Here is a 26,092-nt window from a genome sequence, read left to right on the forward strand (position 1 = left end):
CGTGGTCCGCGCCGCCGTCCTGCCCGCTGTCGGGGCTCCGCTGGAGATCACCGACATCGAACTGCCCGAGCCCGGCCCCGGCCAGGTGCGCGTCCGACTGGCCGCCGCCGGGGTCTGCCACTCCGATCTGTCCCTCACCGACGGCACCATGCGCCTGCCCGTCCCCGCCGTCCTCGGCCACGAGGGCGCGGGCACGGTCCTGTCGGTCGGCGAGGGCGTCACCCATGTCGCCCCCGGCGACGGTGTCGTCCTCAACTGGGCCCCGTCCTGCGGCCGTTGCCACCACTGCGGACTCGGCGAAGTCTGGCTCTGCGCCTCGGCACTGACCGGCGCGGGCGCGATCCACGCCCGTACGGCGGACGGCACGCGGCTCCATCCCGGCCTGAACGTCGCCGCCTTCGCCGAGGAGACGGTCGTCGCCGCGAACTGCGTCCTGCCGGTCCCCGACTCCATCCCGCTCACCGACGCGGCACTGCTCGGCTGCGCCGTCCTCACCGGTTACGGCGCCGTGCACCACAGCGCCCGGGTGCGGTCGGGCGAGAGCGTCGTGGTCTTCGGCGTCGGCGGGGTCGGCCTCGCGGTGCTCCAGTCCGCCCGTATCGCGGGCGCGTCGACGATCGTCGCCGTCGATGTCTCCCCGGAGAAGGAGGAGTTGGCGCGGGCGGCCGGCGCCACCGACTATCTCGTCTCCTGCGCGACCACGGCCAAGGACGTACGGAAACTCACCGGCGGCCATGGCGCGGACGTCGCCGTGGAGTGCGTCGGCCGCGCCGTCACCATTCGTACGGCGTGGGAGTCGACCCGCCGGGGCGGCCGGACCACGGTCGTCGGCATCGGCGGCAAGGACCAGCACGTCACGTTCAACGCACTGGAGTTGTTCCACTGGGGCCGCACCCTGTCCGGGTGTGTGTACGGCAACTGCGACCCGGTCCGCGATCTGCCGGTCCTCGCCGGACACGTCCGGGCCGGCCGGCTGGACCTCGGCTCACTGGTGACGGAACGCATCGCACTGGAGGGCATCCCGGCCGCGTTCGACACCATGCTCGCCGGACGCGGCGGCCGGGCGCTGATCGTCTTCTGACAGACCGTAAGAAAGTCTCAGGCCGTCCGGGACGGCCGGTCCTTCACCCGGCGCGGGCGCGAGCGCGGACGCGAGCGCGCCACCGCGACTCCCGCGAGGCACAGCACACCACCGGCGAGTGTGAGCGCGCCGGGGATCTCGTCCAGCAGCAGCCAGGCCATCAGGACGACGATCGCCGGCACCGCGTACGTCGTGGCGCCCATCCGCGAAGCGGTCGTACGGGCCAGGGCGTACGCCCAGGTCGTGAACGCCAGCGCGGTCGGGAAGACGCCCAGATAGACCATGTTGAGCGTCGCGGACAGCGGCGCGTGCGCGGCGTCCTGCACCAACTGCCAGCCGAAGGGCAGGCAGCCGGCCGCCCCGATCAGCGCGCCGTACGTCGTCACCTGCAACGGGCTCGCGTACGCCAGCGTGGGCTTCTGGGCGACGACACCGCCCGCGTACGCCACCGCCGCCACCAGACAGAGCACCACGCCGAGTACGGAGGTGCTGCCGCCGCCCGCCATCGACAGCCCGACCACCACGGCACCCGCGAAGGACACCGCCATGCCGGTGAGCAGCCGGGGCGCCAGACTCTCGCCCAGCAGACGGAAGGCGAGCAGCGCCATCAGCAGCGGCGCGATGTTCACGACGAGGGACGCCGTGCCCGCGTCGACCAACTGCTCGCCCCAGTTGAGGACGACCGAGTAGCCACCGAACCAGAGCAGGCCCGACACCACGATGCCAGGCCAGGCGGCGCGCGGCGGCAGCCCCTCGCGGCGTATCAGCAGGATCGCGACCAGCACCAGCGATCCGGTCAGCAGCCGCCCGAGCGCCAGCGCGCCCGGCGCGTACGCCTCACCCGCGCTGCGGATGGACACGAAGGCCGACGCCCACAGGACGACGGTGACCCCGGCGGCGGCCAGCGCCAGCGGTCGCGCGCGGCCGGTCGCCGGGGTGGAGGTGCCTGTGGTGCCTGGAGCGGTCGTCGGTGCGGCCGGGCGCGCCTGGGCGCGCGGACCGGAAGGGTTCGCCATGGGAGCGATGTTAAGCCCTTAACGGTTCGGTCGTCACCGAAGTATTGAGGGTTCGATCCCGAGTAGTTCGGCGAAGACCCGCTCCCCGGTCGGCGTCACCCGTACCGCCCGCTCCGTACCGATGCGCACGCACCAGTTCGACTCCAGGGCGAGCCGGCACAGACCCGCCCCCGCGACCCCCGCCAGATGACGCCGGCGCTCCGTCCAGTCCAGACAGGAGCTGACCACCGGGCGCCGCCCGGCGCTCTGAAGCGCGATGCCCCGCTCCCGGAACCAGTCCATGCCCTCATCGGTGAGCGCGAAGCCCGCGTCCATCAGCAGCAGTCCGCGCCGTCCCATCGCCTGCGTGATCGCCACCCCGAGCCGCCCGGCGAAGTGGTCGTAGCACGTGCGCCCACGCGCCATGGCGCCGCTCGCCCGCGACGCGAGGACGATGTGCGGGCTGTCGCGGCCCGGCATGACGTGCGCGGCCAGCGACTCCACCAGCTCGGCGGTGGTCGCGTCGGCCAGCCGTACGTACCGGTGGCGGCCCTGCCGCTCCTCGGTGACCAGTCGGGCGGCGATCAGCTTCCCGATGTGCTCGCTCGCGGTGGACGCGGCGACACCGGCCTCGCGGGCCAGCTCACCGGCGGTCCAGGCGCGCCCGTCGAGCAGGGAGAGACAGAAGACGGCCCGCGTCTCGTCGGCGAGCAGCGCGGCGAAGCCCGCGAGGAGCGAGCCGGGGGACGCCGACGGGGCGGGAAGTCCGAGCGGGTCGGCGCCGGGACGGGCCGGGTGGGGGGTGTGGGGCGTGGTGGAGGTCTGCGGCATGCCTCCAGGGTGCCTCAGGAACTCTTCGGTGTGGCCCGAACTGTCTCGTACTGCCCCGCCAGCCCGTCGAGCAGCGCCCTGAGCCCCGTCTCGAAGGCCCCCTCGTCCACCCGCTGCTGCCGCTCGGCCAGCAGATGCGCCTGGCCGAGATGCGGATAGTCGGCGGGGTCGTACGCCGTCTCGTCGTCCACGAAGCCGCGCGCGAACGAGCCGAGCGCCGAGCCCGTGATGAAGTACCGCATCAGCGCCCCGATATGGGTCGCCTGAGCGCGCGGCCACCCCGCCCGTACCATCGCGCCGAAGACCGCGTCGGCCACCCGCAGCCCCGCCGGGCGGCGGCCCGGACCCTGGGCGAGTACGGGCACGATGTGCGGGTGCGCGGTGAGCGCGGCGCGGTACGAGACGGCGTAGTCGTGCAGCGCGGTGCGCCAGTCCCGTACATCGGCCTCGTCGAACATCGACAGATCGACCTGCGCGCTGACGGAGTCCGCGACGGCGTCCAGGATCTCGTCCTTGTTGCGGAAGTGGTTGTAGAGGGACGGCCCGCTGACCCCCAGCTCCGCGGCCAGCCGGCGGGTGGAGACGGCACCGAGCCCTTCGGCGTCCACGAGCGCGCCCGCGGTCGCGACGATGCGGTCTCGGCTCAGCAGCGGCTTGCGGGGTCGGGCCATGGCGCACATCGTATGGCTGTGGTCCCGGCCGGAGTGTGGCAGTGCTCCGGGTGGGAGCGTGCCAGTGGTCCGGAAGCACACACCTAAGCGCTTGCTCACCTTCGGGGGTAGGGTGTGCGTTCTGTCGACCGGAAGTGACCGGAAGGGGCGAGAGCGATGCGTACGGCGGAGCGGACGGCCGACGGCGAGGGCATGCCGTGGGGTGAGGTCACCCCCGAGGCGGCCAGAAGGCTGCTCGTCGCCGCCGTCGAGGCGTTCGCCGAACGCGGCTACCACGCCACCACCACCCGCGACATCGCGAGCCGCGCCGGCATGAGCCCGGCGGCGCTCTACATCCACTACAAGACCAAGGAAGAACTCCTTCACCGCATCAGCCGGATCGGCCATGACAAGGCCCTTCAGATCCTCACCGCCGCCGCCGACCGCGACGGCACGGCGGCCGAGCGGCTCACCGACGCGGTCCGCTCATTCGTCGGCTGGCACGCGGCACGCCACACCACGGCGCGGGTGGTCCAGTACGAACTCGACGCCCTCGCCGACGAGCACCGCGCCGAGATCGTCGAACTGCGCAGGCGCAGCGACGCGACCGTGCGCCGGATCCTCCAGGACGGCGTACGCGACGGGGAGTTCGACGTCCCGGACGTGCCGGGCACCACGCTGGCCGTGCTCTCGCTGTGCATCGACGTGGCGCGCTGGTTCAACGCGCGGGGGCACCGGACACCCGACGAGGTCGGCGCGCTCTACGCCGACCTCGTCCTGCGCATGGTGGTGGCACGCGACCACCCGCTGCCGGAACCGGCCGCCGTGGCTCAGAAGCAGTCTCACAAGCAGTCTCAGAAGTAGTAGCGGGAGACCGACTCCGCCACGCACACCGGCTTCTCGCCACCCTCGCGCTCGATCGTGACGACCGCCGTGATCTGTACGCCGCCGCCCGCCTCCGCGACCTCCTTCAGCACCGCCGTGGCGCGCAGCCGCGAGCCCACGGGTACGGGGGAGGGGAAACGGACCTTGTTGGCACCGTAGTTGACGCCCATGGTCACGTTCTCGACGGCCAGCACCTGCGGGACGAGGACCGGCAGGAGCGACAGCGTCAGATAGCCGTGCGCGACGGTCGTGCCGAAGGGTCCCTTCGCCGCCTGCTCCGGGTCCACATGGATCCACTGGTGGTCACCGGTGGCCTCGGCGAACAGATCGATCCGCCGCTGGTCCACCTCCAGCCAGTCGCTGTGCCCCAACCGCTCGCCGACGGCGGCGCGCAGTTCCTCGGCGGAAGTGAAGATCCTCGGCTCAGCCATGTCTGTCGATACCTGCCTCTCAAGCGCCGTCCGCGCGGTGTCCAAGCGCTTGCTCAGCATGGTTGGGGCCGTCTGTCCTGTCAACGCGTGACACGTCGGCCCACGTAGGCTCGGCCGGGTGCCGCAGATTCCGGAGAAGGTCCATGAACTCACCGTCGGGCAACTGTCGGCGCGCAGCGGCGCCGCCACGTCCGCCCTGCACTTCTACGAGGCGAAGGGGCTGATCACCAGCCGCAGGACCAGCGGCAACCAGCGCCGCTACACCAGGGACACACTGCGCCGGGTCGCCTTCGTGCGCGCGGCCCAGCGCGTGGGAATCCCGCTCGCCACCATCAGGGACGCTCTCGCGCAGCTTCCCGAGGGGCGTACGCCCAACCACGACGACTGGGCGCGGCTCTCGCAGGCGTGGCGCTCGGAGCTGGACGAGCGCATCAAACAGCTCGGGCGGCTGCGGGACCATCTGACCGACTGCATCGGCTGCGGGTGTCTGTCGCTGGAGACATGCGTGCTGTCCAACCCGGACGACGCGTTCGGCGACCGGATGTCCGGCTCGCGGCTCCTGGCGGAGCGCAACCGGGCGCCCAAGTAGGCGCCGCGCACGTTCCCGTACGTGCTGTGCGTCCTGTGCGTCCTGTGCGTCCCGTACGTCCTGACGGATCGGTGCGCCCCCGCCCGATCCGTATGTACGTCACGGTCACGTCAAGTCCGCCGCTGTTCGGTCCGGCCCGCCCGGTGCGGGTCAGGCCGCCGAGGCCGGCTCCCGCCGCCGTACGACCTTCGCCCGCTCCATGGCCTCGGAGGTGAGAACGGGCCGCGGCACGACAATGCCACAGCCCTCACACACCGGTCCCGACCAGGGAGCCTGCGACAGATCCGGCCGCCAGACGATCCCCTTCCGCGAACACACCGGGCACACACCGCCCGGTGCCGACTCCAGTCCGGCGATCAGCCGCCGCAACACCTCCGCCAGCGGCTCCGTCGGGTGGACGGCCGGATCGTCGCACCGCGCCACCCCGTTGCCGCCCCAGGTCCGGCGGTGCCAGTCGTCGAACGATCCCGGTCTTCTCAGTCCGTCGTGCTTCTCACGCTTACGCCGCTTCGCGAACTGGACCTCGTAGGCCAGCCAGACGGCCCGCCCCTCTTCGAGTTCGTCGAGCGCGGCCACCAGCCGCGCCGGATCGGGGGCCCTGTCCTCCGGCTCGATGTCATGCCGTTCACACAGATGGTCCCAGGTGGCTCGATGTCCATAAGGGGCAAATCGCTCAAGGCACTTACGCAGTGAATACCGGCGTAGTGCCAGATCACATCGCGGATCGCGCACCTGTCTCGCGAGACTCCGGAATCCGGCCATCGCCTGCCACCTCCGTCGGTTGCTGTACCAGCGTCATCCAATAGACGTACGCGTGCCCGATCCGGCTCCATCGAAAATCCGATGGCAGCCATCAGGGTAGTTTTCACTCCTGAGAGCTGCCTTCGAAGCGGATGAGAGTCACGGCCGGGGCCGACGACGCGCCGCGATCGGCCCGCTCAGCGGTACTTTTCGGCCCGCTCAGCGGTACTGGAGATACCGATCGCGCAGCGCCCGGAACGCCGCGAGTTCGCCGCTCCAGGCGCCCACCACCTCGTCCGTGTCCGCGCCCGCGTCGATCAGGGTGCGTACGGACACCGAGCCGGTCAGCTTGTCGATCCAGTTGTCCGGGCGCCAGGCGAAACCGCTCCACGACCGCTTCGCCGTCACCAGCAGCGCGATCCCCGTACGCACCGGGTCGAACGACTCCCGGTCGTGGACGTGCAGTTGGACCCCGCCGACGGTCTTGCCCTGGAACTTGGAGAACGTCGGCGCGAAGTACGCCTCCCTCAAGCGCACCCCGCGCAGTTGCTCGGCGTTGGCCGCCTCGGCCCACGCGCGGTCGACACCCTCGGCGCCCAGGAGTTCGAAGGGGCGGGTCGTGCCGCGCCCCTCGGAGAGGTTCGTGCCCTCGAACAGGCAGGTGCCCGAGTAGACGAGCGCGGTCTCCGGCGTCGGCATGTTGGGGCTCGGCGGGACCCACGGCAGGCCGGTGGCGTCGTAGAAGTCCGAGCGGCGCCAGTCGGCCATCTTCACGATGTCCAGTCGCTCCACCGGCCGGGCGAGGAATTCGCCGTTGAACAGCAGCGCCAGCTCGCCCACCGTCATCCCGTGCGCCTGCGAGATCGGCTGACGCCCGACGAACGTCGCGAACTCCGGACGCAGGACGGGCCCGAGCGCGGCCCGTCCGGTGACGGGGTTGGGGCGGTCGAGCACGACGAAGCGCTTGCCCGCGAGGGCCGCCGCCTCCATGCAGTCGTACAGGGTCCAGATGTAGGTGTAGAAGCGGGCGCCCGCGTCCTGGATGTCGAAGACGACCGTGTCGACGCCCGACTCGCTGAAGATGTCGGCCAGCCGCTGCCCGCTGGTCTGGTACGTGTCGTACACCGGCAGCCCGGTCGCCGGGTCGTCGTACCTGCCCTCGGAACCGCCGGCCTGCGCCGTGCCGCGGAAGCCGTGCTCGGGGCCGAAGACGGCGGTCAGGTCGACGCGTTCGTCCGGGTGCATGACATCGACGATGTGCCGCAGATCGCGTGTGACGCCGGTCGGGTTGGTGACGACCCCGACCCGTTGGCCGGCGAGGAGCCGGTAGCCGTCGGCCGCGAGCCGGTCGAAGCCGGTACGGACATGACCGCCGTTGGCGTTGTCCCGGTCGATCGCGGCGGCCGGCGTCCCCGCCGCCCCGACCGCGCCCGCCGCTGTCACCGCGCCCGCCGCGCCGCCCATGGCGAGCAACCCCCGTCTGGACAGGCTCATTCGGCCACCTCCGTGATCATGTCGGTTGTCATGGCCACGGACGGTAGTGGCTGCGGCGGCCGTGCGGAACGTGCCGGACGCACCTTGCTCCTCGGTCGCCGGACGCCCCGGGGGACCGGCCCCTTCCGCCGTAACATACCGACTGGTTAGTCTGCCAAGGGCAGACGCGGTGAACCGGAGAGGCAGGTCCGATGAAGGTGAGTGCGGTACAGGGCGCGCGCGTGGTGGTCACGGGGGCCGGTGGCGGTATCGGCGCCGCCCTCGCCCGTGGATTCGCCGCCAAAGGCGCCCGCGTCGTCGTCAACGACCTCGACGCGGCGAAGGCCACGGCCGTCGCCGAGGACATCGGCGCCGACGCCGTCGCCGTACCGGGCGACGCCTCCGCCGTGGTCGAGCGGGCACGCGACGCGCTCGGCGGCACCGTCGACATCTACTGCGCCAACGCCGGGCTCGGCTCGGCGGGCGACGCCTTCGCCGACGACGACATCTGGGCGTCCGCCTGGGACGTCAACGTGATGGCGCATGTACGCGCCTCCCGGATCCTGCTGCCCGACTGGCTTGAGCGCGGCGAGGGCCGGTTCGTCTCCACCGTCTCGGCCGCCGGACTGCTCACGATGATCGGCGCCGCGCCGTACAGCGTCACCAAACACGGCGCGCTCGCCTACGCGGAATGGCTCTCGCTGACCTACCGCCACCGCGGGCTCAAGGTCCACGCGATCTGTCCGCAGGGCGTGCGTACGGACATGCTGACCGCCGCCGGATCGGCGGGCGATCTCGTACTCGCCCCGACCGCGATCGAGCCCGAGGACGTCGCCGACGCGCTGTTCGACGCGATGGACGAGGACCGGTTCCTGGTGCTGCCGCACGCCGAGGTGGCCGGCTACTACCAGGCCCGATCCGCCGACCCCGACCGCTGGCTGACCGGCATGAACCAGATCCAGCAGAAGTGGGAAGGAGCGGGCCGATGACTCCACCGACGGCGCCGGACGGCCCCGCAAGGCCCGGTCCCGCAAGGCCCGGTCCCGTACCGCCCGGTCCCGTACCGCCCGGCCGCCGACCCCCACCCCTCAGCTACGCGGACAAACCCTGGATCGCCCAGCTCAGCGAGGCCCAGCGGTCCGAAATCCACCCGCCGCCCTCCGTCCTGCACGCCTTCCGCGCCGCCGCCGGGCGGGCACCCCGGCAACCCGCGCTCGTCTACTTCGACGGCCGGCTGACCTACGGCGAGACCGACGCGCTCTCCGACTCCGTCGCCGGGCATCTCGCCGCCCGGGGCCTGGCACGCGGCGACCGTGTCGCGATCATGCTCCAGAACACCCCGCAGTTCGTCATCGCGCTGCTCGCGGCGTGGAAGGCCGGCGCGATCGTCGTCCCGGTGAACCCGATGTACAAGTCGGCCGAGATCACCCACGTCCTCTCGGACGCCGGGGTGAGCGCGCTGGTCTGCTCCGACCGCGCCTGGGAGTCGTTCCTGCGCGACACCGCCGAGGCGTCCCCCGTACGGATCGTCCTGACCGTCGCCGAGCACGACCTCCAGACCCGCGACGACCCCCGCGTCCTCGGCTTCGAACGGCTGCCGCGCCCCGCCGACACCGACGACCTGCTCGATGTCGCCCGCCGCTCTCTGCCCGCGCCCGCCGAGCGCGACCCGGCCGCGTCCGACGTGGCGCTGATCAGCTATACGTCGGGCACCAGCGGCACCCCCAAGGGCGCGATGAACTCCCACGGCAACATCACCGTCAACGCCGAGCGCCAGCGCGTCGGCCACCCGCTCGCTGCGGGCGCCGGCTATTTCGTGCTCGCCCCGCTGTTCCATATCACCGGTCTGGTCTGCGAGTTGGCCGCCTGCCTCGGCAACGCGGGCACGCTGATCCTCGCGTACCGCTTCGAACCCGGCGTCGTCCTCGACGCGTTCGCCGAGCACCGCCCCGCCTACACCGTCGGCCCCTCCACGGCCTTCATGGCGCTCGCCGCCCATCCGGCCGCCACACCGGACCACTTCAGCTCCTTCGCCGTGCTCTCCTCGGGCGGCGCCCCGGTGCCGCCCGCGCTGGTCGAGAAGTTCCGCGCGGCCTTCGGCCGGTATCTGCGCAACGGCTACGGGCTCACCGAGTGCACCGCCCCGTGCGCGGCCGTGCCACCGGAGAAGGAGGCGCCCGTCGACCCGGTGTCCGGCACGCTGTCCGTGGGTGTCCCCGGTCCCGACTGCGTCGTGCGGATCGTGGACGAGGCGGGCGGGGACGTGCCGTTCGGCGAGCGGGGCGAGATCGCCGTACGCGGTCCCCAGGTCGTCTCCGGCTACTGGAAGCTGCCCGCGGCCACCGCCGAGACCTTCCCGGACGGGGAGCTGCGCACCGGCGACATCGGCTTCATGGACACCGACGGCTGGCTCTACGTCGTGGACCGCAAGAAGGACATGATCAACGCCTCCGGCTTCAAGGTCTGGCCGCGCGAGGTCGAGGACGTCCTCTACACGCACCCCGCGGTGCGCGAGGCGGCCGTGATCGGCGTCCCCGACGCCTACCGGGGCGAGAGCGTGAAGGCGTACGTCAGCCTCCGGCCGGGGGCGACGGCCGACCCCGCCGAGCTGGCCGCGTACTGCGCCGAACGCCTCGCCGCGTACAAATATCCCCGCCGGGTGGAGGTCCTGCCCGAGCTGCCGAAGACCACGAGTGGGAAGATCCTCAGGCGGGAACTGCGTTCACGTCACCGGACGGCGGCGGACACCACGGCGGTGGACCCCGCCACGAGCTGAGAAGGGCAGGTGGCGACAGTGGCCAGAACGACGGAAGGGAACGGCACCCCCGTCCCCCAGCGGCTGCTCGCCGCCGCCACCCGGCTTTTCGCCGAGCAGGGGTACGGCAGCACGTCGGTCCAGGAGATCGTGGAGGCGGCGGGCGTCACCAAGGGCGCGCTCTACCACTACTTCGGCTCCAAGGAAGACCTCCTCCAGGAGGTCTACGCACGGGTGCTCCGCCTCCAGCAGGAGCGGCTGGACGCCTTCGCCGACGCCGACGAGCCCGTGGAACGGCGGCTGCGCGCGGCGGCGGCCGACGTGGTCGTGACCACCATCGACAATCTGGACGACGCGGCGATCTTCTTCCGCTCGATGCACCATCTGAGCCCGGAGAAGAACAAGCAGGTACGGGCCGAGCGGCGGCGCTACCACGAACGGTTCCGCGCGCTGGTCGAAGAGGGCCAGCGCGGTGGGGTGTTCATCGACGCCACGCCGGCCGATCTGGTGGTGGACTACCACTTCGGGTCCGTCCACCATCTCTCCACCTGGTACCGGCCGGACGGCCCGCTCACACCGCAGCAGGTCGCCGACCACCTCGCGGACCTGCTGCTGCGCGCGCTGCGCCCGTAGCGGGCCTACAGGTACTTCTTCAACTCCCGGCGCGCCAGGGACCGTTGGTGCACCTCGTCCGGCCCGTCCGCCAGCCGCAGCGTCCGCGCCGCCGCCCACAGCTCCGCCAGCGGATAGTCCTGGCTGACCCCGCCGGCGCCGTGGAGCTGCACCGCGCTGTCGATGATGTCGACCACCGCGCGCGGGGTCGCGATCTTGATGGCCTGGATCTCCGTATGGGCGCCCCGGTTGCCGACCGTGTCCATCAGCCAGGCCGTCTTGAGCACCAGCAGCCGCAACTGCTCCACCGTCACCCGCGCGTCGGCGATCCAGTTCCGGACGACGCCCTGCTGGGCGATGGGCTTGCCGAAGGCCGTACGGGACACGGCCCGCCGGCACATCAGCTCGATGGCACGCTCGGCCATGCCGATCAGCCGCATGCAGTGGTGGATGCGGCCGGGGCCGAGCCTGGCCTGGGCGATGGCGAAGCCGCCGCCCTCCTCGCCGACGAGATGGGCCGCCGGGACGCGGACGTCGGTGAAGGACACCTCGGCGTGGCCGCCGTGGTAGTGGTCCTCGTAGCCGTACACGCTCATCGCGCGCTCGACGGTGAGGCCGGGGGTGTCGCGCGGGACGAGGATCATCGACTGCTGGCGGCGGGTGTCGGCGCCGTCCGGGTCGGTCTTGCCCATGACGATGAAGATCCGGCAGTCCGGGTTCATGGCCCCGGAGATGTACCACTTACGGCCGTTGATCACATAGTCGCCGCTGTCGCCGTCGCGGTCGATCCGGGTGCGGATGTTCGTCGCGTCGGACGAGGCGACCTCCGGCTCGGTCATCGCGAACGCCGAGCGGATCTCACCGGCCAGCAGCGGCTCCAGCCACCGCTTCTTCTGCTCGTCGGTGCCGAACTGGGCCAGGACCTCCATGTTTCCGGTGTCGGGCGCCGCGCAGTTGAGCGCGGTGGGGGCCAACTGCGGGCTGTGGCCGGTGATTTCGGCGAGCGGCGCGTACTGGAGGTTGGTCAGCCCGGCGCCGTGCTCCGCGTCCGGGAGGAACAGATTCCACAGCCCCCGCTTACGGGCCTCGGCCTTCAACTCGTCCACGATCGCCGGGGTGTTCCACGGGTCGGCGAGCCGGGCCCGCTGTTCGTGCGCGATCGCCTCGGCGGGACGGACGTGCTCGTCCATGAACGCCATCAGCTCGGTGCGCAGTTCCTCGGTACGGGCGTCGAATGCGAAGTCCATGCTGCGGTCAGCCTTCCTTGAGGGTGGTCAGGCCGTGCTGGATGAAGACGGGAACGAGATCCCCGATGCGCTCGAAACCGCCGCCGACCGTCTGGCCCAGCGTGTAGCGGTAGTGGATGCCCTCGAGGATCACCGCGAGCTTGAACCAGGCGAAGGCCGTGTACCAGGCGATCGCCGAGGTGTCGCGGCCCGACCGGGCGGCGTAACGCTCGATCAGCTCGGCCGGGTCCGGATGGCCGGCCGCGCCCGCGGTCGTACTGATCGGGGAGCCGGTGATCTCCAGCGGCGCGCTGTACATCACCAGCAGCCCGAGGTCGGTCAGCGGATCGCCGAGCGTGGACATCTCCCAGTCCAGTACGGCCTTGACGCTGTCGTCGTCGCCGATCAGGACGTTGTCGAGCCGGTAGTCGCCGTGAATGACCGTGGGCGCGGGGGAGTGGGGCAACGAGCGGCCGAGAGCCGCGTGCAACTCGTCTACGCCGGGCAGGTCCCGATTGCGCGAAGCGTCCAACTGCTTGCCCCAGCGCCGCAGTTGGCGGTCGAGGAAACCCTCGGGCCGGCCGAAGTCGGCGAGCCCCACCGCCGCCGGGTCGACCGCGTGCAGTTCGACGAGGGTGTCGACCAGGGCCAGGAGCACGGCGCGGGTCCGCTCGGGGCCGAGGGGGGCGAGCTGTTCGGCCGTACGGTACGGGGTCCCCGCCACGTACTCCATCACGTAGAACGGAGCCCCCAGCACGCCCGGGTCCTCGCACATCAGCAGCGTCCGCGGCACCGGCACGGCCGTCGGGTGCAGCGCGCTGATCACCCGGAACTCGCGCTTCATGTCGTGCGCCGTGGCCAGGACATGGCCGAGCGGGGGTCTGCGGACCACGCAGTCGTGGGAGCCGTCGCCGACCACGTACGTGAGATTCGACCGGCCGCCCTCGACGAGCCGGGCGCTCAGCGGTCCCGCCACCAGACCGGGGCGCTCACGGTCGAGACGGCCGCGCAGCTTCTCCGGGTCGAGTCCTGGCGGGGGACTGGCGCTCATCGGTCGTACCTCCATGGGTGGCGGGGCGGGTGCTGTCCTCGCCGCCCATGATGCCGACCAGTCGGTATGCCGTCCAGTGCGCGCCGGGCCCGGGACCGGACCCGGCGCGTGTCCGTCCTCCCGGATCAGTGGTCGTCCCAGTGCCCCTCGTGGGCCGCGTGGCGGTGGCCGTCGTGGACGTAGTCCTTGTGGTCGCCGTGCGCGACGGCGGGATGGCCGCAGCCCTCGCCGTGCCGGTGGGGGTGGTTGTCGTGGGTGACGTGGGCGACGGGCTCGCACTCGTCCCAGTGCTCGGCGTGCCTGCGGTGCAGATGGCCGTCGTGCGCGTAGTCGACGTGGTCGCCGTGCCGTACTTCGGTGTGGCCGCAGGCCGGTCCGTGGGTGTGCTCGTGCGTCGGGTGTTCCTGGTGAGGAGCCGTCATGATGTACGCCTTTATTGTGCTTGATGGTGATTTGCTCGGCCGGACGGGACGCTACCAGCCCGGTCCGTCATGGCCGGTAGGTCCGGTTCGCGTCCCGTAAATCGGATGACCCGACACGGTGTGCGCTGCTGAACTGGGCGGCATGACCGCCGAAACCGCACCGCCGCCGCCCCAGCCCTACCGCTGGTCGCTGTCCGCGTTCGGCGGCGGCCGGCCCGACCAACTCGGCACGCTCCCCGCGCCGCAGGACCAGAGCCCGCCCAGCGACCTGGTCCTCGCCGAGCTGACCGGCACCACCGCCAAGATCCTCGCCCGCGCCGACGGCGCCGACCTCTGCTTCCTCGGCCGGTCGCTCGACTCCATGTACGACCTGCTGACCGGTGCGCTGGAACACTCCCCGTGGGACGGGAGGTTGCTGCGGCTGCCGGTCTCCTGCATGACCGACGACGAATGGACCCCGGCCACCGTCCGCCGCTTCCGCGAACATCTCGCCGCCGTGGGCCTTGAGCCGTACGCGCTGGCCCGCCGCAAACGCCCGATCGCCCTGGTCGACGTCGTCGCCCTGGGACGCAGCTACGGCACCCTCCACCGCCACCTGGCCACCTGGATCGAGGAGACCCGCGAACCGTGGGCGGTCATCCGCCGCAAGCTGCGCTACATCGGGGTGACACCCCGTGTCCGCACCAGCCCGAACACCCGCCGCTGGCAACAGGACCCCGACAACGCCTGGGTACGGACCCTGCCCGCCGGACATGTGACCAACGTGTCCCTGAACCACCGCGTATGGACGCACCTGGCCGACGACCAGCCAAAGGTCAACGAGTCGTTCCCGCACTGGAACTGGTTCGACGAGCCGTCGACACCGACACCCCGTCACCACCAGGTCGCCCACGCCCTCGCCGAGGCCCGGTACTTCACCGAGGCGGGCCGCAGCACCCACGTACGCGAGGAGCTGATCCGGCTGATGGCCCGCGAGCCGGGCTTCGCGGGCCGCGAACAGCGCAGGATCGCCTTGGCGCTCCGCACGAGATCCACCTCCCGCACCGGCTCGGGCACCCGCCCCCGCGCGGGGACGCGGGCACGGTACAAGACGGGCAACCGGTAGGCCGATGGGCCTGCAGCTATCGGGCACGGCACGGAGACATCAGCCCGGCTCCTGCCAGAGCGATGAGCCGCACCGCAGCGACTGTTCCCGCCGGGGCGTGTCCGCGATGTCCAGCAGCAGACCCAAGGGGACAGCGCCCCATCCGAGGCGCCCTTTCCGAAGGACAACGGCACGACTCCGCCCTCGTCTTCCCCCCCTTGGCGAGCGGCCATCTTGGTCCGGCGTTTCTTGGCGTCGGACCTCTTCCACTTCCTGCGGCTTCGCAGGAGGCTCACCGCGAAGAACGCAACTCCGACAACCACAGGCACGCCGAAGGCGATCCCGGCCGTACCGCACCAACCGCCGCGCTTGATCCGGAACACCCCCGCCTGCGCGGGGAGAACGACTCCGCACCCTGAAACCGGCCCCGTACCAGCGGGAGCAGCCGACACCGCCGCCGACGTCCTCGTTTCTAGGCAACTCCGTCAAGTACGGCCCGCACCTCGGGGACGCCGTCGTACTCGCGCAGCCGGCCCAGGACGACCTTGATGCGCTCCGCTGTCCGGTCGCTGGCAACGTCGGCGGACATCGAGATGACGCGTTGCGCGGTCGCCGCAGCCTCTTCCGGCTCGTTGGCGTCCGCGTAGGCCACCGCCAGCCACGAGAGGTACAGGGCCAACTCCCGCGCCCTGGTGGCGTCGTACCGGACCAGCACCTCGGTCAGGATCGGGACTGCGCGGAGGGGGCGGTGCAACTCGGTGTAGACCCGCGCCTCCATGACGGTCAGTTCGTCTTGCGATACCCAGTACAGGAACGGTGGGTTGTCCCCGTGATCCTTCTCCAACGCCTCGCGGGCCTCGCCAAGTGCGCGGATCGCTGGCTTCGCCTGATGGGCCTGAGTGTGCGCCCACGCCACACGGTCCCAGTGCAGGGCCCGTGCCTTCGGCGGGGCGTCGTCGGACAAGCCGGCACGGGCCAGCTCGACGGCCTTGTCCGCTTGGCCGTTGTTGGCCCACATGTAGGCCAGCGACCCGGACAGGTTGCCCACTCCGGTCACGTCGTCGGCCTGCTGCGCGGCGCTCAGCCCTAGCCGGTATATGCGTTCCGCCTCCGTTTGCTGGCCGGCGTCTGCCGCGATCCATCCGGCGATCTGTGCCAGTTCCCCGATCTGAGTGAGGAGCGCGCGACCGATCTCCTCAGTGTGCCTGCCCTCGCGGTAGAGCTTCACCGCGGAACGCAGTTCCCGAAGTGCGGGCGCGATCAGGTCGCCCCCGGCCATGACGTCGTCGGCCAGGCGCAGGCCGTGGATCCTGCCAGCCAGGTCGGTGACGTCGCTTGTTCCGACGCGCCTGCCCTGGCGGGTCTTCAGTGGGGCCAGCGGCTCGCCCTCGGGCAGGAAGTCGGCCACGGTCGCGGGCTGGACTGTCTGCGGGGTCAGGGCCGCCTCGAACTCGGCGAGCGGCACGGCTAGGGCGAGTGCGAGTGCGGGCAGCCAGTCGCGCGGTGTCCGTTTGCCTTTCTCATACCGGTACACGTCCTGTCGGGTGAGGGATTCGGGGGGCAGCCCGGCCGCGCGGCACATCTCGGCGGCTAAGCGCGGCTGGCTCCAGCCTTTGGCCTGCCTCAGCCGCTTGATCGTGTGGGCCACAGTCTCCCCGCTCATACGGCCAGTGTGGGCTACATCGGGCCTACACAGGGCCGCTGTGCACGAACGTGTGGTGACGGAAACGTGGCGGAACGTAGATCCCCGCAACCGCGTCACCGGTTCGGGGGATGACCGAAGCTCAATCAGGGAGCCCCAACGTGCCAGACCACAGGCGACCACAGCATTCCCCGCAGGCATTCGAACAGGACAGCGGTGAACCCGACTTGGACGCTGGGTACACCACAGCCCACAACGCGTTCATGGACCACGTGTCCGGCTGCTACAAGTGCCGGAATCAAGGCGTCGACTGCCAGGACGTTGGCCCGATCAAGGCCCGGCTGCGCGAGACCCGTTCGGCCAGCCTCGCGGCCAGGTCGGGCAACCGGTGACTGCGCCCGGTGCGCCGGCCGCGCCTCCGGACCCGTGGGACCCCAACTACTACGACCGGGGCGACCGATGGCCGGGCGAGAAACTGCGCCCGCTGGTCCTCACGCCCGCAGAGGAACAGCTCCAGTCCGCCACTGCCCGCCCGGCTTTGGGAGCGCAGCCGTGATGTGCACCAGCGGAGATCACGAGTTCCCCATCGAAGACTCGCACGGCGCCCACTGCCCCGAACACGGCGTCACCCTCCTCTGGCGCGGCGACCCGATCCACCCCGAAGACCTGACGCACGACCACCCCGCCCGGCCACAGTGGCTCACCCTCGGCCCCGCACCGGACAGCGACGAGCCGCGAACCGACTGATTCCCGCCCTGGCCGACGACTCCGGCCAGGGCGGAGTCCCAACCACCCAGCACGGAGGAGCGCCCCCTCATGAGTAGCACCTCCAGGCCCCCGTCACACGGGATGCCCACGACTCCTGACCGCCACCGAACTCGCGGCCGCCACCGCCACCGTCCGGCCCAACAACCCCCGCCTGCGCGGGGAGAACGCCCTGCACCGCGAGCCTTAGCGGCAACACGGCGGAACACCCCCGCCTGCGCGGGGAGAACTACGAGACGATCGGCGATCTCGTCGCCTACGTCGGAACACCCCCGCCTGCGCAGGGAGAACCCTTCGTGGTCCTCACCTCGGGCGGTCATGTTCGGAACACCCCCGCCTGCGCGGGGAGAACCAGACTCTCCCGCCCCCGTCCGTCCGGTGGGCGGAACACCCCCGCCTGCGCGGGGAGAACATCTGCGGCCTGAAGGGCACGCCCCCCTGTCACGGAACACCCCCGCCTGCGCGGGGAGAACGCTTCGCGACCTGCGGTTTTGAGGGGGCTTTGCCATCTCTTTGGAAAAGCTACCGGCAAGGGCCACAACATCAGTGTGGCAGCTACCCGGCAGCTCAGGGCGCAGTCACGTCATTCCCGGTCAACGGCCGCGCCCGCCCGCACGACAGCGATGCCGCGACGTGGCCTCGCACCGGAAGCTACGACAGGTCCGGCCCGGCCCGACGCAGCCAAGGCGGGTGTCCGTGTCCGCAGCTCTCTCCGTGCTGGTGGGGGTGGTTGGTGTGGGCGACGGGGTCGCACTCGTCCCCGTATTCGGCGTGCGTGCGGTGCGGATGGCCATACTCACCGTGTCGTACTTCGGTGTGGCCGCCGGCCGGTCTGTGGGTGTTCCTGGTGAGGAGGCGTCATGATCCGGTTGGTCCGGTTGGTGTCCAGGTGTGATCTGCCACCGGGTGGACCCGGTCAACGTCACCGCGCCGCGTTCACTAGGCTCTCCCGGTGACCAACCTTCCGCGGGCCCCGCAGTGGTGGCGCCGTGTCAGCAGCCCCGTGTGGTATCTCGCCGTCGGGGTGCTGTTCTTCGTCGGGTCGCTCGTGCCTGCGCTGCACAGTCACGGAACGGTGCTCGGTGGCGTGCCGACCCGGTCCTTCGACGCGCTCGCCGTCGTGGCCGTCGGCCTCCAGTGCTTTCCGCTCGTCATCTGCCGGCGATGGCCCGTCGTCGCTCTCACCCTGGTGTCGACCGGCTTCGCTCTCGACCAACTCCGCGGCTACCACTCCTTCGCGGGCACCGGGCTGGCCATCACCGTGCTGACCCTGGGCTCCCGGCTGGAGCGGCACCGGCGCGCCACCGTGCTGGTGTTCTCCGCCGCCTATGTGCCGTTGGCCGTCGCGCTCGACCAACTCGCCCCGGGCAAGCCCGTGGAGGAGTTCGTGACGTTCTATCTGGCGCTGGCTCTCGTCTGGGCAATCGGCGCGTGGCTGCGCTCCAACAGGGCCGCCGAGACAGAACGCCGCCGCCGGGTCGCCGACGACACCCGTACCGCCGAACGCACCCGCATCGCCCGCGAACTCCACGATGTCGTGACCCACCATGTGACGGCCATGGTCGTGCAGTCCGAGGCGGCACGCTATCTGACCGCCGCGCCCGAACGGCTCGACGAGACCCTGACCGGCGTCGGCGACACCGGCCGGCGGGCCATCACCGATCTGCGGCATCTGCTCGACCTGCTCAACCCCGACCATGGCACCGGGACCTCGACCGCGTCCGTCGGCGGACTCCTCCCGCTCGTGGAGCGCAGCCGGCGAGCCGGGCAGCCGGTGGAGTTCACCGAGAAGGGCGCTCCCGCGCGCTCGACCAGCAGCGCCGACCTCGTGGCCTACCGGGTCGTGCAGGAGGCCCTGACGAACGCGCTCAAGTACGACCACGGCAGCCGCACCTCGGTCCAGGTGCACCACGGCGAAAGGGAGATCACCGTGGCGATCGGCACGGACGGCTCCGGCTCACCCGCCGCGTCCCCCGGCGGGAGCGGGCGTGGCCTGGCCGGTCTGCGCGAACGGGTCGACGCCCTGGGCGGCGACTTCAGCGCGGACCGGGGTCCGGACGGCGGCTTCACCGTACGGGCCCGCATACCCGCCGAGGAGCGGTCATGACCGCGCCGATCCGGGTCCTGGTCTGCGACGACCAGGTGATGGTCCGCACCGGACTGGTCACGATCATCGACGCCCAGCCCGACCTGGAGGTCGTGGGCGAGTGCGGAGACGGCCGGACCGCCGTCGAGCTGGCCGCCGAACTGGCCCCGGACGTCGTGGTCATGGACGTACGCATGCCCGTACTCGACGGCATCGAGGCCACCCGCCTGCTCGCCGGCGCCGGGGTGACGCAGGCCGTGAAGGTGCTCGTCGTGACCACGTTCAACCTGGACGAGTACGTGTACGAGGCGCTGCGCGCCGGTGCGAGCGGCTTCCTGCTCAAAGACGCGCCGCCGGCCCAACTGCTGCACGGGATCCGGACCGTGGCGACGGGGGCCGCACTGCTGGACCCCGAGGTGACGCGCCGGCTCGTGGGCGTGCACGCCGCCCGGATCCGGCCCGCGGGGCGCCCTCCGGACGACCTTCCGGTGACTCCCCGCGAGTTGGAGGTCCTGCACCTCATCGCGGACGGCCTGTCCAACAGCGAGATAGCCGCGGCACTCCATATCAGCCCGGAGACCGTCAAGACCTTCGTGTCGCGCATCCTGACCAAGCTAGGACTTCGCGACCGTGTCCAGGCCGTCGTCTACGCCTACCGCCACGGCCTGGTCACCTGACGGTGCTCCTGCGGGTGTGCCCGACGGGGCGTCAGCCCGCGGCTTTCGACACGACGCGCTCGATCGCCGCGACCGCCACATCGGGCTCGTCGACATAGATGTAGTGCTCGCTGTTCCCGGCCGTGCTCAGCTCGCTGTCGCCGGATATCGCGAGCCACTTCTGCTGACCGTCGGACCACGCCCGCTCCAGGTCCGGCCCGTACTCGGGAACAGCGGCGAGATACTGCTTCCCGTGCTGGATCACCTCCACCGGGATGTTCCCCGCGGAGCGGACCTCCCCGTCGGGTACCACCAGCTTCTCCGGGCTCTCGCCGCGCAGAATCGCGAGGGTCTGCTCACGCAGGTCGACCGCCATGCCGGTGGCCGACTCGGGGATCTCCTTGCTGAGGTCGGCGCTCTGTGTCGGTGAGGTGGCGTCCATCAGGACCAGCCCCTTGACCTTGTCCTGATGATCGGGGGCGTACCTGGCGGCGATCAGCCCGCCCAGCGAATGCCCGGCCAGGACGACCGGCGCGTCCCCGGCGACCTGGTCGAGCACCGCCGTCAGCACCTTCCCGCCGTCCTCGAGGGTCTGGGGACCGTCGGGCTGATCGCTCGCGCCCGCGCCGAGCCGGTCGTAGGAACAGGTCCGGTCCTTCTCGCCCAGGGTCTTCTGGAAGCCGGCCAGCTTGTCCAGTCCGTCACCGCCCCCGTGCAGCAGGACGACGACCGGCCGGCCTTCCACCGGACTGCCCGAACACGACACGTTCACCGAACGGCCTTCGACCTTGATCTTCTTCGTACCGGTGAACGAGGCCATCTCGGCGGCCTCGTCCGCGCCACCGGCGGCGCTCGCACTCGCGGACGGCTTCGAATCCGCAGTCGAGGCTTCCTCGCAGCCGACAAGCCCCGCACCGGCCACGGCGCAGGCCAGCGCGATCGCGGTGGATGCCCTGTGATGGCGGATCATGGTGCTCTCCCCATAAGAGAATTGAGGCCGCGACCCGTGTGCCGCGGCTGCACCCAACGCTACGGATTCAGTGATCCGGAATCGTCACCCCACGGTGGACATCCGCACGTAGCTCGCACGGGGGACAGCTCCCCCGACCAGGGGATACCGCCCGCCCAGAGCCATCTCCGAGCCCGCTCAGACCACCGTCACACCGAACGCCGCCAGACACACCACGCACACCACCGCAGCCACCCCCGCCCGCACCGGCAGCGCACGCGGCTCCGCCGTGTCCAGCGCCACCATCCGCCGGTGCGCCACCCAGAGGAACGCCACCCACACGAGCGCGCTCAGCGCCGCCGCGACGACCCCCGCCACCGTCACGTCGTCCCGCAGTACCTGTCTGCCCGCGAGCACCGCCACGACCGTGTACGTCAGGGTCGTACGCCGCCAGGCCAGCCGGGTCCTCTCCGGCTGGAGTCCCGGGTCCCGCGCGGCGTCCCCCGGTAGCTGCGTCATCAGCCCGCCACGCCGGACAGCACCACGACCAGCATGATCACGGCGACGGCGGCGACCGACAGACCCAGCAGCGTCGGGAACGCCGTCACCGGCAGGTCCTCGCCCCGCCGCATCGCGCGCTCGCTGCGCACCCACTGGCTGATCGCCCGCAACGCGCTCAGCGCGCCGATGGCGAACAGCACCACCGCCAACCCCACCCGCACACCCCAGCGCAGGTCCGGCAGGAACTGGTCCACCGCGAACCCGCCGCCCACCAGGGCGAGCGCGGTGCGGATCCAGGCCAGGAACGTGCGTTCGTTGGCGAGCGAGAAGCGGTAGTCGGGGGTCGTGCCCTCGTCGCTGATCCGCCGGGGCGCGAACCACAGCCGCAGGCTCCGTACAAAGTCGATCACCCGTCGCACCCTACGCACCCCGGGCGCGAGTCGCTTTCAGCCGCTCGTACGCCGCGAGGCCGTCCGGCGTCCACAGCCACCCGCCGTCGGCGGCGCTCCGCGCCACCAGTCGATCCAACTCCTCCTCGTCGAGGAAGGTGTGCCAGTCGATCTCCTCCACCTGCGGGGACACCGGAAGCAGGCAGCGCACCTCGTACACGCGCGACCACCAGCCCAGTCCGCCGCCCTCGGTCTCGTACAGGAACGAGAACAGCGGTACGGGGCGCGGCAGGCCCGAGACGCCCAGCTCCTCCTCGGCCTCGCGCAGCGCCGCGTCGTCGTACGTCTCACCCGCGCCGACCACACCGCCTACGAACATGTCGTGGTGGGACGGGAAGACGAGCTTGGTCGCGGTCCTGCGGTGCACGAAGACGCGGTCGTCGGCGTCGCGCGCGAGGATGAAGGCGCAGCGGTGCCGCAGCCCCTTCGCGTACGCCTCGCCGCGCGTGGCCCGCCGGACGACGTGGTCGTTCTCGTCAACGATGTCGATGATTTCGTCAGCGGCGCTCATGAGGGACAGCCTGGCATGACGGCCTGGTCTGCCGAACAGTTGACTCGTTACCGGCCCGTACGGAAGATCGGACCACCCCAGTCGCCCCGAGAAGGTGGGAACCCATGGCGTACGACGCTGATGTGATCGTGATCGGCGCGGGACTGGCCGGGCTGGTCGCCATCGCCGAACTCGTGGACGCCGGGCGCTCGGTCATCCTGCTCGACCAGGAGCCCGAGCGGTCCATCGGCGGACAGGCGCACTGGTCCTTCGGCGGGCTGTTCCTCGTGGACTCGCCCGAGCAGCGGCGGCTGCGCGTCAAGGACAGCCGTGAACTCGCGCTCCAGGACTGGCTCGGCACGGCCGGCTTCGACCGCGAGGAGGACCACTGGCCGCGCAAGTGGGCGGAGGCGTACGTGGACTTCGCCGCCGGCGAGAAGCGTTCCTGGCTGCGCGAGCGGGGCGTGCGGTTCTTCCCGGTCGTCGGCTGGGCCGAGCGCGGCGGCTACGGCGCGCGCGGGCACGGCAACTCGGTGCCGCGCTTCCACATCACCTGGGGGACCGGCCCCGGAGTGGTCGAGCCGTTCGAACGCAAGGTGCGCGAGGGCGTCGCCAAGGGGCTGGTCACGTTCCGCTTCCGCCACCGGGTCACCGGACTCGGCGCCACGGCCGGCGCCGTCGACACCGTCACCGGTGAGGTGCTCGAGCCGAGCGACGCCGAACGCGGCACGGCCAGCAGCCGCGTCACGTCGGGCGCCTTCGAACTCCGGGCGCAGGCCGTGATCGTGACGTCCGGCGGCATCGGCGGCAACCACGACCTCGTACGCGCGCAGTGGCCCGACCGCCTCGGCACCCCGCCCGAGAAGATGCTCTCCGGCGTCCCCGCCCACGTCGACGGCCTGATGCTCGGCATCACCGAACGGGCCGGCGCCCACCACATCAACCGCGACCGGATGTGGCACTACACGGAAGGCATCCAGAACTGGGACCCGATCTGGGCCAGGCACGGCATCCGGATCCTGCCAGGACCCTCGTCGCTGTGGCTCGACGCGCGCGGCCGGCGGCTGCCCGTGCCGCTGTTCCCCGGTTTCGACACGCTCGGCACGCTCGACCACATCATGCACTCGGGCCACGACCACACCTGGTTCATCCTCAACCAGCGCATCATCGGTAAGGAGTTCGCACTCTCGGGCTCCGAGCAGAACCCCGACCTGACCGGGAAGTCCGTCCGCGACGTGATCAACCGGGCGCGCCTGGACGTACCCGGACCGGTGAAGGCGTTCATGGACAACGGCGCGGACTTCGTCGTGGAGAAGGACCTCGCCTCGCTCGTACGCGGCATGAACGCGCTCACCGACACGCCGCTGCTCGACGAGGCCGAACTGCGCCGGGAGATCACCGCCCGCGACCGGGAGGTCGCGAACCCGTTCACCAAGGACCTTCAGATGACGGCCGTGCGCGGGGCGCGCGCGTATCTGGGCGACAAGCTGATCCGTACGGTGGCGCCGCACCGCATCCTCGACCCCAAGGCCGGTCCGCTGATCGCCGTACGGCTTCACATCCTGACCCGCAAGTCGCTCGGCGGCCTGGAGACCGACCTGTCGTCGCGGGTGCTGCGGCAGGACGGGACACCACTGTCCGGCGTGTACGCGGCGGGGGAGGCGGCCGGCTTCGGCGGGGGTGGGATGCACGGATACCGCTCGCTGGAGGGGACGTTCCTCGGTGGCTGCGTCTTCTCGGGGCGCGCGGCGGGGCGGGCGGCGGGGCAGGCGGTGCGCTGACGCGGGGGCGGGGGGCCGCCGCACTACCGCCGTTCCACCACCCGGAAACGTTCCGCCACCACCAGCGTGCCGTCGTGGACCGTGAACGACGGGTCGCCCAGCGCCTCGCGCATCTCGTCGCTGTGCCAGAACGCCTCGTGGCCCGCGCGCCACGCCTCCACCGACTCGTACCCCTCGCCCTCGTCCAGCGCGTGCTGGAGATCGACCTGCCCCAGCGGCAGCACCCGTACCTCCGTCAGCTCGGTCACCGCGACCTCACGACCGTCCGAATCGATCAGCGCCGAGCGCTCACCGACCGGCGGCAACTCCTCCTTCTCCGCCTCGTACTCCGCCAGCAGACCCGTCGTCGAGACCTTCTCCCCGCGCAGGACGGCCGCGACCAACTGATCGCGCAACGGCCCGGGAAAGGCGAGCAGAAAGGGCGGGAGGGGTTCGTGGTGCTCCTGGGGCTTGTCCATGGGCGTCAGTCTGCCGGACTCTGACGAAACCATGACGGACAGCCGTCGCCCCTGGCTTCCCGGCCACGGTGGTGTTCGAATCAACAGGTGACCACTCCGCACGGCGACGCACACGGCGACCGGGAGGGCACGCCCGTCGGGCGGCGCCTGGTGCTCTCCATGCTCGGACTCGGCGCGGCCGGTGTCGTGAGCGCCCCGTATCTCCAGCGCGGGCTCGAGACTTTCCTTGGCGCGGCGTCCGACCGTGACCCGACGGGGCTGACCGGTCTGCTGCCCAACGGGGGCGGGTTCCGGTACTACTCGGTGGCCACCTCCGTACCCCGCAAGGGTCCCGAGAACTACCTGCTGACGGTGGACGGGCTGGTCGACCGGCCCACCACGTACACGCTCGACGCCCTGCGGCAACTGCCGCAGACCCGCATGGTCAAGGACGTCCAGTGCGTCACCGGCTGGCGGGTGCCGGACACGGCGTTCGAGGGCGTACGGCTGTCGCGGATCCTCGACGCGGCGGGGGTACGGCCGGGCGCGGGGGCGGTCCGCTTCACGTGCTTCGACGGGACGTACAGCGAGAGCCTGACCATGGAGCAGGCCAGGCGCCCCGATGTGCTGGTGGCGCTGAGGATGCAGGACAAGCCGGTCGAGCACTCGCACGGTGGTCCGGTACGGCTCTACGTGGCCCCCATGTACTTCTACAAATCGGCGAAATGGCTCTCCGGGATCTCCGTCACCTCCGACGTCCGCCCCGGCTACTGGGAGGAGCGCGGCTATGACGTCGACGCCTGGGTCGGGCGGTCCAACGGCCGTACCGACACCCCGACTGTCTGACCGGCCGGACGACCGGCCGGACGACCGGCCGGATGGCCGGCCGGCCCCACGGCCCCGCCTGCGGCGGCGGTTCAGCCGCGCCGAGCGCCTGGTCCACCGCACCACGGCCGCGCTGATGCTGCTGTGCGTGGTGACGGCCGCCTGCCTGTACGTGCCCCAGCTCGCCGAACTCGTCGGCCGCCGCTACCTCGTGGTCACCCTGCACGAGTGGTCGGGGCTGCTGCTGCCCGCGCCGTTCCTCGCAGGTCTCGCGTCCCCGTCGTTCCGCGCGGATCTGCGGCGGCTGAACCGCTTCGCGCCGTACGACAAGCAGTGGCTGCGGGCGGTACGGCGGCGCGACTTCCGCCCGGAATCGCGCCCGGCGGGCAAGTTCAACGCCGGGCAGAAGGTGTACGCGAGCTGGCTCGCCGGAGCCGTACTGGTCATGCTCGCCACGGGCCTGATGATGTGGTTCACCTGGCTGACACCGCTGGTGTGGCGCACGAGCGCGACGTTCGTGCACGACTGGCTGTCGCTGGCCGTGGGGCTCGTACTCGTCGGACACATCGCGATGGCGCTGGCCGACCCGGGGGCGCGTCGGGGTATGCGGACCGGATCGGTGGAACGGCCGTGGGCGGAGCGGGAACACCCTCTCTGGAAGGAAGAAGAGAAGTGACCCGCCCCG

General features: G+C 71.2%; 31 protein-coding genes. 16 read left to right on the forward strand and 15 right to left on the reverse strand.

The window, feature by feature from the left end:
- Nucleotide 1 precedes the first annotated feature (1 nt).
- Nucleotides 2–1,081, forward strand: coding sequence for a Zn-dependent alcohol dehydrogenase (locus OG329_RS34425; RefSeq protein ID WP_405800432.1), 1,080 nt, complete (start codon nucleotides 2–4; stop codon nucleotides 1,079–1,081).
- Between the two features lie 17 nt (nucleotides 1,082–1,098).
- On the opposite strand, the gene OG329_RS34430 is transcribed toward OG329_RS34425, so the two are convergent.
- The 3 genes from OG329_RS34430 to OG329_RS34440 are packed head-to-tail and all read right to left on the reverse strand — an operon-like array spanning nucleotide 1,099 to nucleotide 3,578.
- The gene (locus OG329_RS34430) at nucleotides 1,099–2,097 is read right to left on the reverse strand and encodes a DMT family transporter (protein ID WP_405800433.1); all 999 of its coding nucleotides are present in this window, start codon (nucleotides 2,095–2,097) and stop codon (nucleotides 1,099–1,101) included.
- Between the two features lie 33 nt (nucleotides 2,098–2,130).
- Complete coding sequence (locus OG329_RS34435) at nucleotides 2,131–2,907, reverse strand: ArsR/SmtB family transcription factor (RefSeq protein WP_405800434.1); 777 nt, start codon at nucleotides 2,905–2,907, stop codon at nucleotides 2,131–2,133.
- A 14-nt stretch (nucleotides 2,908–2,921) separates the two neighbouring features.
- Nucleotides 2,922–3,578, reverse strand: coding sequence for a TetR/AcrR family transcriptional regulator (locus OG329_RS34440; protein WP_405800436.1), 657 nt, complete (start codon nucleotides 3,576–3,578; stop codon nucleotides 2,922–2,924).
- Between the two features lie 156 nt (nucleotides 3,579–3,734).
- On the opposite strand from OG329_RS34440, the gene OG329_RS34445 reads away from it, so the two are divergent.
- Nucleotides 3,735–4,421: a TetR/AcrR family transcriptional regulator gene (locus tag OG329_RS34445; RefSeq protein WP_405800437.1), complete on the forward strand. Its 687-nt coding sequence runs from the start codon at nucleotides 3,735–3,737 to the stop codon at nucleotides 4,419–4,421.
- Here the strand turns inward: OG329_RS34445 and OG329_RS34450 are convergent.
- The gene (locus OG329_RS34450; RefSeq protein ID WP_405800438.1) at nucleotides 4,412–4,873 is read right to left on the reverse strand and encodes a MaoC family dehydratase; all 462 of its coding nucleotides are present in this window, start codon (nucleotides 4,871–4,873) and stop codon (nucleotides 4,412–4,414) included. The genes OG329_RS34445 and OG329_RS34450 overlap by 10 nt on opposite strands.
- Before the next feature lie 118 nt (nucleotides 4,874–4,991).
- On the opposite strand from OG329_RS34450, the gene soxR reads away from it, so the two are divergent.
- A complete protein-coding gene (soxR, locus tag OG329_RS34455) occupies nucleotides 4,992–5,462 on the forward strand; it encodes a redox-sensitive transcriptional activator SoxR (RefSeq protein ID WP_405800440.1) in 471 nt (156 codons plus the stop codon).
- 150 nt (nucleotides 5,463–5,612) lie between these two features.
- Here the strand turns inward: soxR and OG329_RS34460 are convergent, their stop codons facing one another.
- On the reverse strand, nucleotides 5,613–6,224 hold the full coding sequence (locus tag OG329_RS34460; RefSeq protein ID WP_405800441.1) for a hypothetical protein: 612 nt from the start codon (nucleotides 6,222–6,224) through the stop codon (nucleotides 5,613–5,615).
- 198 nt (nucleotides 6,225–6,422) lie between these two features.
- Nucleotides 6,423–7,697 carry an exo-beta-N-acetylmuramidase NamZ domain-containing protein gene (locus OG329_RS34465; RefSeq protein WP_405800442.1) on the reverse strand — a complete coding sequence of 425 codons (1,275 nt, stop codon included), beginning with the start codon at nucleotides 7,695–7,697 and terminating at the stop codon, nucleotides 6,423–6,425.
- A gap of 191 nt (nucleotides 7,698–7,888) precedes the next feature.
- Between OG329_RS34465 and OG329_RS34470 the strand changes: the two genes are divergently transcribed.
- The 3 genes from OG329_RS34470 to OG329_RS34480 are packed head-to-tail and all read left to right on the forward strand — an operon-like array spanning nucleotide 7,889 to nucleotide 11,064.
- Nucleotides 7,889–8,665, forward strand: coding sequence for an SDR family oxidoreductase (locus OG329_RS34470; RefSeq protein ID WP_405800443.1), 777 nt, complete (start codon nucleotides 7,889–7,891; stop codon nucleotides 8,663–8,665).
- Nucleotides 8,662–10,452, forward strand: coding sequence for a class I adenylate-forming enzyme family protein (locus OG329_RS34475; protein ID WP_405800445.1), 1,791 nt, complete (start codon nucleotides 8,662–8,664; stop codon nucleotides 10,450–10,452). The genes OG329_RS34470 and OG329_RS34475 overlap by 4 nt, the downstream gene beginning before the upstream one ends.
- 18 nt (nucleotides 10,453–10,470) lie before the next feature.
- Nucleotides 10,471–11,064, forward strand: a complete 594-nt coding sequence (locus OG329_RS34480) for a TetR/AcrR family transcriptional regulator (RefSeq protein ID WP_405800447.1) — start codon at nucleotides 10,471–10,473, stop codon at nucleotides 11,062–11,064.
- 5 nt (nucleotides 11,065–11,069) lie between these two features.
- On the opposite strand, the gene OG329_RS34485 is transcribed toward OG329_RS34480, so the two are convergent.
- The 3 genes from OG329_RS34485 to OG329_RS34495 all read right to left on the reverse strand — a co-directional run bounded on the left by OG329_RS34485 (nucleotide 11,070) and on the right by OG329_RS34495 (nucleotide 13,742).
- Nucleotides 11,070–12,290, reverse strand: a complete 1,221-nt coding sequence (locus OG329_RS34485) for an acyl-CoA dehydrogenase family protein (RefSeq protein ID WP_405800448.1) — start codon at nucleotides 12,288–12,290, stop codon at nucleotides 11,070–11,072.
- 7 nt (nucleotides 12,291–12,297) lie between these two features.
- Nucleotides 12,298–13,320: a phosphotransferase family protein gene (locus OG329_RS34490; RefSeq protein ID WP_405800450.1), complete on the reverse strand. Its 1,023-nt coding sequence runs from the start codon at nucleotides 13,318–13,320 to the stop codon at nucleotides 12,298–12,300.
- A gap of 125 nt (nucleotides 13,321–13,445) precedes the next feature.
- Nucleotides 13,446–13,742: a hypothetical protein gene (locus OG329_RS34495; protein WP_405800452.1), complete on the reverse strand. Its 297-nt coding sequence runs from the start codon at nucleotides 13,740–13,742 to the stop codon at nucleotides 13,446–13,448.
- Nucleotides 13,743–13,884: 142 nt separating this feature from the next.
- Here OG329_RS34495 and OG329_RS34500 point away from each other — a divergent pair, with 142 nt between their 5' ends.
- A complete protein-coding gene (locus OG329_RS34500; RefSeq protein WP_405800453.1) occupies nucleotides 13,885–14,847 on the forward strand; it encodes a hypothetical protein in 963 nt (320 codons plus the stop codon).
- A 451-nt stretch (nucleotides 14,848–15,298) separates the two neighbouring features.
- Here the strand turns inward: OG329_RS34500 and OG329_RS34505 are convergent, their stop codons facing one another.
- A complete protein-coding gene (locus tag OG329_RS34505) occupies nucleotides 15,299–16,489 on the reverse strand; it encodes a helix-turn-helix domain-containing protein (protein ID WP_405800455.1) in 1,191 nt (396 codons plus the stop codon).
- 242 nt (nucleotides 16,490–16,731) lie between these two features.
- Here OG329_RS34505 and OG329_RS34510 point away from each other — a divergent pair, with 242 nt between their 5' ends.
- The 6 genes from OG329_RS34510 (at nucleotide 16,732) to OG329_RS34535 (ending at nucleotide 19,996) form a co-directional block, all read left to right on the forward strand.
- Complete coding sequence (locus OG329_RS34510) at nucleotides 16,732–16,860, forward strand: hypothetical protein (RefSeq protein ID WP_405800457.1); 129 nt, start codon at nucleotides 16,732–16,734, stop codon at nucleotides 16,858–16,860.
- Entirely contained in the window at nucleotides 16,857–17,024 is a 168-nt protein-coding gene (locus tag OG329_RS34515) for a hypothetical protein (RefSeq protein WP_405800459.1), read from the forward strand. Before OG329_RS34510 ends, OG329_RS34515 begins: the two co-directional genes overlap by 4 nt.
- Nucleotides 17,024–17,215, forward strand: a complete 192-nt coding sequence (locus OG329_RS34520) for a hypothetical protein (RefSeq protein ID WP_405800461.1) — start codon at nucleotides 17,024–17,026, stop codon at nucleotides 17,213–17,215. The genes OG329_RS34515 and OG329_RS34520 overlap by 1 nt, the downstream gene beginning before the upstream one ends.
- Nucleotides 17,216–17,929: 714 nt before the next feature.
- Nucleotides 17,930–18,097 (forward strand): hypothetical protein, encoded by a 168-nt coding sequence (locus OG329_RS34525; protein WP_405800463.1) that lies wholly within the window; start codon nucleotides 17,930–17,932, stop codon nucleotides 18,095–18,097.
- 88 nt (nucleotides 18,098–18,185) lie between these two features.
- Complete coding sequence (locus OG329_RS34530) at nucleotides 18,186–19,340, forward strand: sensor histidine kinase (protein ID WP_405800464.1); 1,155 nt, start codon at nucleotides 18,186–18,188, stop codon at nucleotides 19,338–19,340.
- Nucleotides 19,337–19,996: a response regulator gene (locus OG329_RS34535; protein WP_405800466.1), complete on the forward strand. Its 660-nt coding sequence runs from the start codon at nucleotides 19,337–19,339 to the stop codon at nucleotides 19,994–19,996. The genes OG329_RS34530 and OG329_RS34535 overlap by 4 nt, the downstream gene beginning before the upstream one ends.
- A 31-nt stretch (nucleotides 19,997–20,027) precedes the next feature.
- On the opposite strand, the gene OG329_RS34540 is transcribed toward OG329_RS34535, so the two are convergent.
- From OG329_RS34540 to OG329_RS34555, 4 genes are all read right to left on the reverse strand, one after another.
- A complete protein-coding gene (locus OG329_RS34540; RefSeq protein WP_405800468.1) occupies nucleotides 20,028–20,945 on the reverse strand; it encodes an alpha/beta fold hydrolase in 918 nt (305 codons plus the stop codon).
- 177 nt (nucleotides 20,946–21,122) lie between these two features.
- Entirely contained in the window at nucleotides 21,123–21,443 is a 321-nt protein-coding gene (locus OG329_RS34545; RefSeq protein WP_405800470.1) for a DUF202 domain-containing protein, read from the reverse strand.
- A complete protein-coding gene (locus tag OG329_RS34550; protein ID WP_405800471.1) occupies nucleotides 21,443–21,835 on the reverse strand; it encodes a YidH family protein in 393 nt (130 codons plus the stop codon). Before OG329_RS34550 ends, OG329_RS34545 begins: the two co-directional genes overlap by 1 nt.
- A 10-nt stretch (nucleotides 21,836–21,845) precedes the next feature.
- Nucleotides 21,846–22,385, reverse strand: a complete 540-nt coding sequence (locus OG329_RS34555) for an NUDIX hydrolase (protein ID WP_405800472.1) — start codon at nucleotides 22,383–22,385, stop codon at nucleotides 21,846–21,848.
- 104 nt (nucleotides 22,386–22,489) lie between these two features.
- Between OG329_RS34555 and OG329_RS34560 the strand changes: the two genes are divergently transcribed.
- Nucleotides 22,490–24,145 carry an FAD-binding dehydrogenase gene (locus OG329_RS34560; protein ID WP_405800473.1) on the forward strand — a complete coding sequence of 552 codons (1,656 nt, stop codon included), beginning with the start codon at nucleotides 22,490–22,492 and terminating at the stop codon, nucleotides 24,143–24,145.
- Nucleotides 24,146–24,168: 23 nt separating this feature from the next.
- Here OG329_RS34560 and OG329_RS34565 read toward each other — a convergent pair whose 3' ends face one another.
- A complete protein-coding gene (locus OG329_RS34565; protein ID WP_405800474.1) occupies nucleotides 24,169–24,603 on the reverse strand; it encodes an ASCH domain-containing protein in 435 nt (144 codons plus the stop codon).
- 159 nt (nucleotides 24,604–24,762) lie between these two features.
- Between OG329_RS34565 and OG329_RS34570 the strand changes: the two genes are divergently transcribed.
- Together OG329_RS34570 and OG329_RS34575 are read left to right on the forward strand one after the other, a co-directional pair.
- Complete coding sequence (locus OG329_RS34570) at nucleotides 24,763–25,428, forward strand: molybdopterin-dependent oxidoreductase (RefSeq protein ID WP_405802179.1); 666 nt, start codon at nucleotides 24,763–24,765, stop codon at nucleotides 25,426–25,428.
- Complete coding sequence (locus OG329_RS34575) at nucleotides 25,370–26,083, forward strand: cytochrome b/b6 domain-containing protein (protein ID WP_405800476.1); 714 nt, start codon at nucleotides 25,370–25,372, stop codon at nucleotides 26,081–26,083. The genes OG329_RS34570 and OG329_RS34575 overlap by 59 nt, the downstream gene beginning before the upstream one ends.
- Nucleotides 26,084–26,092 lie beyond the last annotated feature (9 nt).

It is taken from the genome of Streptomyces sp. NBC_01506, from assembly GCF_045040295.1.
Lineage (GTDB): Bacteria > Actinomycetota > Actinomycetes > Streptomycetales > Streptomycetaceae > Streptomyces.